Consider the following 2,716-nt stretch of genomic DNA (forward strand, 5'->3'; position numbering starts at 1 on the left):
GTTGGAGGGCATCGACTGCGGCTACAACAAGGCGGGGGCGCTCACTGTGGCGACCAACGAGCCGCAACTGCAGCGTCTGCGCTCCCGAGTCGAGGCAAAGCACCGTTCCGGGCTGGGCCCGGAGGACATCAGGCTCCTCACCGCCGACGAGTGCGCCGAGTACATCCGCGGCCCGGAAGGCCTCCTTGCTGCGTCCTTCACGCCGCACTGCGCTCACGTCGACCCCGCCCGGCTGGCTCGCGGCCTGGCCGATGCCTGCGAGCGTCTCGGCGTGAAGATCTATGAGCAGAGTCCGGCAGAACACCTGGGCCCGAAGGCGGTCCGGTCTAGGAACGGGCGGATCTCAGCCGATGTGGTGGTCCGAGCGACGGAAGCCTACACGATCGGCGAGCGGGGCCAGCGACGCAAGTTCCTGCCCCTCTACTCCTTGCTGATCGCTACCGAACCCCTCCCGCAGCGGATCTGGGATGAGCTCGGCTGGCGGGATGGCATCGGGTTCTCGGACCTGGGGCACCTCTTCTACTACGCCCAGCGGACGATGGACGGCCGGATCGTGGTCGGCGGACGAGGAGCGCCGTACCGGCTGAGCAAGCCCATCTCCCCGGAAAACGAGCAGGACGAGCGCGTGTACGAGCGGCTGTGCCAGACCCTGCGCGAGGCGTTTCCGGCTGTGGCGCAGGCTCGGATCACCCATCACTGGGGCGGTTCCCTGGCGGTACCACGCGACTGGTGCATGAGAACGACGTTCGACCGCAAGACGGGACTGGGATTCGTCGGCGCGTTCGGCGGCCACGGCGTTACCGCCTCCAACATCTCCGGGCGCACCATGCGAGACCTGATCCTGGGCCACAGCACGGATCTGACATCGCTGCCATGGGTCGGACACTACAGCCGGGACTGGGAACCCGAGCCCCTCCGGTTCATCGCCTCCACACTCATCCACAAGACGCTCGCCTCGGCTGACGCCTACGAGGAGCGCACCGGGAAGCCAGCGAAGCGTGTGCAACTGGTGGCGCCGTTCCTGCCGCCCCACTAGCCGACGCCGGCCGGCTCGGATCTCGACCTGGGGCAGCGCCGAGCCGTGCGGACGAGCTCTCCAGAACCAGCGGGCGGGCTCATGGACCCTTGACAATCAGCGCACCTCGCCGTATTGTCGACAATCGACGGATTCTACAATCCGATAGTCAACAGATCATTCAAGTATCGACAGCAGGAGAAAGCAGATGGCATTCGAGACCAAGCCCAAGTTCGTCACGTTCGACATGAACGGGACGCTCATCAAGTTCGCGATCAACGACACGATGCGCGATGTCCTCGGTGACCGGCTCCCCGCGGAGGTCGCCGATGAATACCTGCGGATCTGCAAGGCGTACCGGATCGACGAATGCATGGGCGCGTACAAGCCCTTCCAGCAGATCGTCGCTGACTCCATGAAGCGCGCCTCCCACAAGGTCGGCATCGAGTTCCGCACCGACGAGGCACGCGAGGTCTACGACCGGATCCCCACTTGGGGTCCCTACCCGGGCGTCACGGCGGCGCTAAACCGCCTGGCTGAGGCCGTCCCGCTGGTTATCATCACTAACAGCGACACCGCGGTCGCCGAGCGCCTTGCGGCGAACCTCCAAGCCCCGTTCGAGGTCATCATCACGGCCGAGCAGATGGGCTGCTACAAACCGCGGCTCGCCGCATTCGAGTACATGTTCGACAAGCTCGGCGTGACGCCGGACGAGCTTGTGCACGTCTCCGCGAGCCCCATGTACGACCACCGCCCCGCGGCCATCATGGGCATCGAGAAGAAGGTCTACGTCGACCGCGGCTTCGAGCACGACGAGCCCTGGCTCGGCTACGAACGGATCACCGACATCGCCGACCTCCCGGTCCTCTTCAGCCTGCCGCGCCCCGCCGCCTAGTAAGGGAGTCCCGGGTACAGATGAGTCTGCCACTACCTCAAACCGTAAAGGGCGCCTCGCCTTCAGATCGTCTCGAGGCCCTGGGTCTGGATCTGCCCGTCCTCGCTGATAATGCGTACTACGTGGACCACCGGGCGGTGGACTCCAGCATCCACATCGCGGGCCAACTGCCGTTCAAAGACGGTGAGCTGCTGGGCCAGGGCGTTGTGGGCCGCGACGTGGACCTTGAGACGGCGCGGGAGCTCGCGCGCCATTGTGCGCTGAACTGCCTGGCCGCCGCTGTACAGGCTGTGGGGGATCTGGACCAGGTCCGGATCGTGCAGATGCTGGTGTTCGTGGCCAGCGCGCCGGACTTCGGTCTGCAGTCGCGGGTCGCCAACGCTGCCAGTGAGTTGCTCATCGAGGTGTTGGGGGAGAACGGACGGCATGCCCGCACTGCGATCGGGGTCGCCGGGCTGCCGCTGAACACGCCTGTCGAGATCCAGATGATCTGCACCGCGGTCTAGTGGCGAACCGAAACCATGAGGAGGACAGCGTGAATCGACTCCAACGAGCGCTCGACGCTCTGGAGGGGCGCATCGACACCCCCGCACCGATCGTGCTGGCCGACGTGATGCAGGAGAACATCGACCGCATGCAGGGCTTCGCCGCCCAACGCGGCCTCGACGTCAGGCCGCATGTCAAGACGCACAAATGCGTGGAGATCGGGCGCCGTCAGGTCAAGGCGGGGGCGGTCGGCATCACCGCCGGCAACGTCGGCGAGGCCGAGGTCTTCGCCGCGGCCGGGTTTGACGACATCTTCATCG

At 65.9% G+C, this 2,716-nt stretch carries 3 protein-coding genes and 1 pseudogene; all 4 read left to right on the plus strand.

All coding sequences use genetic code 11. The features are described from left to right. A partial coding sequence (locus tag AHiyo1_RS19880; protein WP_059389719.1) for an NAD(P)/FAD-dependent oxidoreductase occupies window positions 1-1,036 on the plus strand: 1,036 nt, incomplete at its 5' end. 187 nt (window positions 1,037-1,223) lie between these two features. Further along, window positions 1,224-1,910 carry a haloacid dehalogenase type II gene (locus tag AHiyo1_RS19885; RefSeq protein WP_059389720.1) on the plus strand — a complete coding sequence of 229 codons (687 nt, stop codon included), beginning with the start codon at window positions 1,224-1,226 and terminating at the stop codon, window positions 1,908-1,910. 20 nt (window positions 1,911-1,930) lie between these two features. Beyond that, window positions 1,931-2,416: a RidA family protein gene (locus AHiyo1_RS19890; protein WP_059389721.1), complete on the plus strand. Its 486-nt coding sequence runs from the start codon at window positions 1,931-1,933 to the stop codon at window positions 2,414-2,416. Between the two features lie 29 nt (window positions 2,417-2,445). Then, window positions 2,446-2,716 (plus strand): annotated as a pseudogene (locus tag AHiyo1_RS19895) (alanine racemase); the annotation flags it as partial.

Origin of the sequence: Arthrobacter sp. Hiyo1 (assembly GCF_001263615.2) — a bacterium.
Lineage (GTDB): Bacteria > Actinomycetota > Actinomycetes > Actinomycetales > Micrococcaceae > Arthrobacter.

Coding starts and splice junctions, on each gene's coding strand:
- AHiyo1_RS19890 (WP_059389721.1), top strand. CDS start 1,931: ATGAGTCTGCCACTACCTCAAACCGTAAAGGGCGCCTCGCCTTCAGAT.
- AHiyo1_RS19885 (WP_059389720.1), top strand. CDS start 1,224: ATGGCATTCGAGACCAAGCCCAAGTTCGTCACGTTCGACATGAACGGG.